The organism is Vibrio sp. 1F169, assembly GCF_041439605.1.
Classification (GTDB): Bacteria; Pseudomonadota; Gammaproteobacteria; order Enterobacterales; family Vibrionaceae; genus Vibrio; species Vibrio tasmaniensis_A.
The window spans coordinates 1-6,333 of record NZ_JBGOOI010000122.1 but is presented as its reverse complement, the minus strand read 5'-3'; the positions used below and the strand labels follow the sequence as shown (position 1 = coordinate 6,333).

General features: G+C 40.8%; 4 protein-coding genes and 1 pseudogene. 3 read left to right on the top strand and 2 right to left on the bottom strand.

Annotated elements, in window-relative coordinates; genetic code table 11:
• Positions 1–66: 66 nt before the first annotated feature.
• Positions 67–765: a hypothetical protein gene (locus ACED53_RS22525; protein WP_017100276.1), complete on the bottom strand. Its 699-nt coding sequence runs from the start codon at positions 763–765 to the stop codon at positions 67–69.
• A gap of 373 nt (positions 766–1,138) precedes the next feature.
• Here ACED53_RS22525 and ACED53_RS22520 point away from each other — a divergent pair, with 373 nt between their 5' ends.
• From ACED53_RS22520 to ACED53_RS22510, 3 genes are all read left to right on the top strand, one after another.
• Complete coding sequence (locus ACED53_RS22520) at positions 1,139–2,047, top strand: IS5 family transposase (protein ID WP_102579766.1); 909 nt, start codon at positions 1,139–1,141, stop codon at positions 2,045–2,047.
• A gap of 224 nt (positions 2,048–2,271) precedes the next feature.
• Positions 2,272–3,885, top strand: a complete 1,614-nt coding sequence (locus tag ACED53_RS22515; protein ID WP_017099453.1) for a methyl-accepting chemotaxis protein — start codon at positions 2,272–2,274, stop codon at positions 3,883–3,885.
• Positions 3,886–4,135: 250 nt separating this feature from the next.
• Positions 4,136–5,974, top strand: coding sequence for an EAL domain-containing protein (locus ACED53_RS22510; protein ID WP_017099454.1), 1,839 nt, complete (start codon positions 4,136–4,138; stop codon positions 5,972–5,974).
• 255 nt (positions 5,975–6,229) lie between these two features.
• Here ACED53_RS22510 and ACED53_RS22505 read toward each other — a convergent pair.
• Positions 6,230–6,333, bottom strand: a pseudogene (locus ACED53_RS22505) (IS5/IS1182 family transposase); the annotation flags it as partial.

Sequence of the window (6,333 nt, the reverse complement as noted above, 5' to 3'; positions counted from 1 at the left end):
GCTACCGATGTATTGTTGAACGCGAAATGTACAGCAAAGATCAACACGCCCTAGTTAATGACCAATTTAGTTCGTTGGAGCATTTCCATACAAAATACCCGTGTCATTACCTAACACCCCTGCAATGTAATCTTTACCGTTGTGCTTAACCGTCAAGAAAACCCCGTTGTAACTGCCATTTAGCGCTGATTGCGAGCAAGAAACGGCACTTGCGTTATCTGCATTAAAGTAAGATCCATTACGAACCAATTTACCTGTAATTGTACAAACGCCATTAACGACATATGAACCATCTGCGTTAATCGTCCACGTACTACCATCTGTTGTATTGGTATGAGTACCGGTGATTTGGGCAAGAGCTAATGAGTCAGTTGTTTTATTCATTGAGTAAACAAGGTTTGACCCGCTAACAACGGCTGTTAGAGTTGCAATATTGTTTGTAAATTTAGCATGCATTAACTGAATTCTTTCTTTCACAAAAACATTGTTGCTAGTAAAAGATAGACCTCTAGTTGTCATCGATGTTTCTGTCGTGGTCGCACTATCAACAAAGTAAACGCTGTTGTTCGCGAAGTCACCCACAATTAGGTTGTTCTTAGATCGCTTTGAGTCAACAAGCATGACGGTCAAGTCAGTCGGGTTAACGTATAGGCCATTACCACTAAACGTTTTTACTGTTGCACTCGGTGCCGCTGACGAACCACCGCCACAACCTACAAGTACTACTGAAGCGAAAACACCTAAAATGAAGCCTTTGTTTTTCATTGTGATTACTCTTTATTATGTATAAAGATCTTATCATATCTAAAAATAATAAATCCCGCAAAGTTGCGAGAGAACCGGCGACGCTGACGGATCCCCTCATATTTTCCCTAGTCCTGCATTGTGTGTGAGCCTTTGATATTCGAACATGATCTGCACCATCAATACTGGACGTTACGTTAAGCGACTTTGTCATTACGTTAACTACGGACTAGGTGATATAAAGGTATGAATCAGTTAGTTGATACTTAACGGTGTACTCTTAAGAACTAAAGCTTTTAATTTTCCACTCTTGGAAGGCGTTGTTGCCTAAATCAGTTGAACCTTTTTCGAGTCTTGCGATCTGATCCTTTATGATGGTTAGAGCGGTGGTGACATGGGTAAGGCAAAAAAGAAGATAACTAACTGGGCGGAGTACAATAAGGCTCTGTGCAAACGGGGCTCGGTTACGTTCTGGATAGATGATTCAGCCGTAGATGCATGGCGATGCAAAGCCCATCATGGTAAGCGTGGTAGAGGCTTCCAGTACTCTGATACAGCGATTGAAACTGCATTGATGATTAAGGGGATATTCTCTCTACCATTGCGGGCTCTTCAAGGTTTTATCGACTCTATCTTTGAGCTACTGGAGGTTCCACTGACGCCCCCTGACTACACGTGTATCAGCAAACGCTCGAAGACAGTTCAGGTCAAATATCATAACAAATCCAGAGGAGCTATTCGCCATATCGCTATTGACTCGACTGGTCTCAAAGTCTTTGGCGAAGGTGAGTGGAAGGTGAAAAAGCACGGCGCCGAAAAACGCAGAACTTGGCGCAAACTGCACTTAGCCGTTGATGTAGAAACTCATGAGGCCATTAGTGCAGAAGTCAGTCTTGTAAGTGTTGGCGATAGCGAAGTGCTGCCAACATTACTCAACCCTTTACGTAGAAAGGTAGATACCGTATCTGCTGATGGAGCGTATGACACAAAAAGTTGCTATGAGACCCTGCAAAATAAGGGCAGTACTCCGTTGATACCGCCTCGAAAGAATGCGGCGCTTTGGGAAGAAGGGCATCCCAGAAATGAAGCAGTAAAGGCTTTGAAAAACGGAACAATAGCGGAGTGGAAATCTGAGTCGGGTTATCACTATCGCTCAATATCTAAGACCGCAATGTCTCGATATAAAGGACTAACCAGCGGTAAATTGAGCTTGAGATGTTATAACGCTCAAGTGGGAGAAATCATGGCGAATGTCAAAGCTATAAACAAAGTCATAGGACTAGGTATGCCTGTTCGAAGCTAACGGTGAGTCAAATATGGCGTCGTTGGTCTTTAAACCGATTTGATCAACAACGCCGTCGTATTGACTAAAAAGCATGCGAAACGGGGTGCCTCTATCTCCAAATTTAATTACGCAACAAAGCCACCTCAGATGACAATACTTCGGCGCACTTAACAAAATTAACCTTTATTTATAAGTGGGCATTAAGTATTATTGATAATATTAATAATACTTGATAATTAAACATGTTAAATAATGTATCTATAAAAAACAAAATTCAAATGACAATCGGTCTAGCGGCTATGCTTATGTTATTGTTGGGAGGATTCGAACTCTACATTCAACAAGAGCAGAGACTTGAAGAAAGGCATGATAAACTGCAAGCGCAAGTAGAGACTGCGGTATCCTTAGTCCAACACTTCAGAACCAATGAGTCTCTAAATATAGAAGACGCTCAAACAGCAACAAAAAAAATATTATCAGACCTCAGATACGATGATGACCACTATTTTTGGGTAACCAATACAAAAAACAAACTAATTATCCACCCGAAAAGGCTGACTTCTATTGGCCAAGATATGACTAACGTTCGAGATAGTAAAGGTAATTATCATTGGCGCGAAATGTCTCGTATTGCCAAAAACAATTCTTCAGGTTTTTTGAGTTACACATGGCGAGATCAGCAAGGAAAAGATAAAGATAAGGTTTCATATGTGTATTACATTCCAGAATGGGATTGGATTGTAGGATCGGGATTATTCATTTCTGACATCCAAGAAGATTTTCACAAAAATATCATACAGCAAAGCGTTTTATTAGTAATTATTATGGGGATCTTGTTTTCTATTAGCTTCTTTATCGGCGATAGTATTGTAAAACCAATCGAACAATTAGTTGAAAACCTCAAGATCATCGCGAGTGGCAATTTAACAACAAACTTCCAACAGAACCGAGAAGATGAGATTGGAGAGCTAAACCGAGGCCTTTGTCAAATGCAGACTACCATTAGAGGTACCTTAATTGCTGCGCAAAGTACAGCCGATAAGGCAAGTCTTTTATCGGAAAGCATAGCCTCTTCAAGTGAAGAAACCGCTCAAAGTTTAGCATCTCAGAACTCACAACTTGAGCAGATGTCAACGGCAATGAGTGAAATGTCAGCAACTATTAAGAATGTAGCTATCAACGCCGAATATAGCTCAGAAAAAACCAGTGAATCCTCGCATCAAGCACAAGCCAGCAGCCAAAGTATGGTCACAACACTTGAAGATGTTTCGGCAATCTCCCTCTCTATCGATGAAACAACACAGTTAATGGCGACCTTGAAACGCGGTGTAGATAATATAGGCCAAGTTGTGCAAGTTATCCAAGAAGTGTCTGAACAAACAAATTTACTTGCACTGAATGCCGCGATTGAAGCGGCGCGAGCAGGAGAACAAGGTCGTGGTTTTGCTGTGGTTGCCGATGAGGTTCGCAATCTTGCAAGCCGAACTCAAGATTCTACCAGTCAAGTTCAATCAACGATTAACGAGTTACTCTCTAGTACTTCTGAAGTGCTTACTGTCATGGAAAGTAATAATGCAAGTATTAGCACCTGTGTAGAAACAGCTCAACATACAAAAGACACACTAGTATCTATGGTAGGAAGCCTCAACGAAGCTAATGATATGGTCGCTCAAATTGCCGCTTCCGCTGAACAGCAAGGCATCGTTTCAAATGAAATGAGTGAAAATGTTAGTGTGATTAATTTATCAGCAAGAGAAATTAATCAAGCTAGTGTACATATGGCATCTCAAACTCAAGAGATGGCAAGTGCTGCCGAAGAGCTTAAACAACTATTGACATACTTTAAGCTGGAATAATCCGACGCACCTTGGTCTATATCGACACCTCTCCCCCGGATATAGACCAATCTATTTGCTCGTTAATATTACTAACAGAAGGTTTTTTTTCAAAACCAAAAGACAAAGTCATCAACCTACGATCGATTAACTAAGTTTACTTAAATACTTAGACTAATAACCAAGCTGTGCTAAAGACTTAAGTCTGTTGTTGCTGAGTCAAAGGTCTAGGTTGATTAAGTGTTTTTGACTGACCTCAAAGAGCAAAAAAGTGTGTTATTCACTCTACTATATTGGAGATGTAAAGATTAAAATCAATAAAAACATAAAACTATCAGTAGATTACAGTCTTTTAGATGTATTCAAGAAAGACTGTACCAAGTCACTACTAACTCCAAATAACTGTGTCTCGGTGATGACTCAACAAGAAAAACTGTCATTTTTTTTCTCTATCGTAAACCAAAGTGCAAACGCCGTTGTTATTACAAACGTTGACAGGGACATTATCTACGCCAATAAAAAATTTGAAGAACTGAGTGGCTATGCCCTATGTGAAGTTCTTGGCAAGAACCCAAGAATATTGAAATCAAACAATACCCCAGTCGACAGCTACCGCGATATGTATCGCACATTACAGTCGGGAAGTTCTTGGAAGGGTGTATTTTTCAATAAATATAAAGATGGCCCCGAGTATATTGAAGAAGCTGTTATTTCTCCGATAATGTGCGATATAGGAGAAGTTATTTGTTATCTTGCAGAAAAAAAAGACATTACAGTTCAAAGGGCTATGGAAGACAGCGTACGGAAATTGACTCATTTTGATAGTCTAACGGAACTGCCTAATCGGGCCTACTTTATCGAAGAAGCCAAGAGGATAATGGACTTTCAACTAGCTAAAGATAACTGCTTTACGATATTGTTTGCCGACTTAAACCGATTTAAAGAGCTTAATGATAGCAGAGGCCACCTTGCTGGTGATATGGCGCTAAAAGAGGTAGCTAGACGGATTGAAAACGCACTTCCGTCTGGTGATTTAGCAGCTAGAGTTGGAGGGGATGAGTTTGTTGTGATTCATCGAAAAGCGACACAAGAAAGCACTGCGCATTTAGCTGCCCAATTGGTAGCGGCACTGAGTCGACCTATCCCGATAAATATAGGACAAAAAGCTTTTCTGGGTGTTAGTATCGGAGCAGCCACATGGCCTTTGGACGGTGAAACATTGCATGATGTGCTCTCACATGCAGACTTAGCTATGTACGAAGCTAAGTCGACTGATCGGGGCTTTGTCTTCTACACGGAACAGATTGGCACACACTATCATCGTGAATTGGAGTTATCGCGCAGGTTAAATCAGGCTATACACGATAAAGATCAGTTTCATCTAGTCTATCAGCCAAAATTTTATACAGCCAGTACGGAAGTTGCAGGGGTTGAAGTTCTGCTTCGCTGGGACGAGCCTGAGCTTGGTATCATTAACCCTGGGGAGTTTATTCCTCTTGCCGAGAAGTATAGGATAATGTGTCCTCTCGGTAAGTGGGTCATCAAAGCCGCTAGTAAGCAATTTCGTCAGTGGCAATCAGAGGGTAGAGTGTTGCCAGGTAGAATGGCTGTGAATATCTCCGTTCAACAATTAGAGCAACCTGAGTTCTTTGAGAGCATTATAAGTATGATTTCAGAAGAGGGACTCTCTCCTTCCATATTTGAATTAGAAGTGACAGAGTCGGTATTGATGAGTAACCCAGAAAAAACAATGCGCGTGTTGCAAAAGTTAGAACATGTAGGATTCAGTATCGCTATCGACGATTTTGGTACTGGCTTTTCGTCTTTATCGTACCTCAAAAGAATTAACGCAAAGGTTTTGAAAATTGATAAATCGTTCATTGAGAGTTTGGCGACCAGCATACACGACAAAATGATAGTGAAATCTGTGGTGGACTTAGCTCAGAATCTGGGGTTATCCGTTGTGGCTGAGGGCGTCGAAACTGAGGAGCAAAGGCGTTATCTTGAAGAGGTCGGGTGCGACATGGTACAGGGCTACTACTACTCAAGACCACTCACCGCAGAAGAATTAATCCGAAAATTTACTTTTAAAACTTTGCTTAAGGAATGAACAATGACTGAGCATTCTTCTCCATTTTTAAATACTTTCTATTTGAGAGTGTTATCTGTCGTTCATGAAGGTTTGTCGCAAAGTTATGAAGAAGCACAAGCGTACTGATTTTTATATGAAATTAGGCTGATTTCGAGTGAAGCTGTTCCCAAACAGATAAGCTTTCAGGATTGTCAAGCAGTCCATTTTTAATTATCGACCGGCTTTGTTGCGTAATTAAATTTAGAGATAGAGCCAACCCGTTTCGCGTATTTCTTAGTCAATACGACAAGTTTCAGGCATACCTAACCCAGTAAGCTTGTTTAACGCTTTTATCATCGCGTAAGTTTCACCCACCTGGGCATTGTAATTTCTTAAGC